General features: G+C 54.7%; 1 protein-coding gene. It reads left to right on the forward strand.

The window, feature by feature from the left end:
* Positions 1-233 (forward strand): hypothetical protein (locus AC1RPX_RS08110; RefSeq protein ID WP_481763388.1); only part of this gene is annotated, 233 nt, incomplete at its 5' end.
* Between the last annotated feature and the right edge of the window lies 1 nt (position 234).

Below are 234 nucleotides of genomic sequence, written 5' to 3' on the forward strand. Positions count from 1 at the left end.
GGCGAGGAATGATGAACCGGCTTCCATTCGACATTGATGCGGCTGCGGCAGGGGCACAGATCATCACGCGTGATGGTCGCGGTGTCCAGCTGCTGGAGTACAGGCCCACTCTGCACGAGTCGGTGCGTGTACGTTGCCTCATTAATGGATCGAGGAACCCCATCACCTATTTCACTAACGGCTACAGAACCTTGGAGAGGAACACGAAATATGACCTCTTCCTCGTCAGATAAG

The organism is Dellaglioa sp. CoH-56-MRSF-14, from assembly GCF_056782115.1.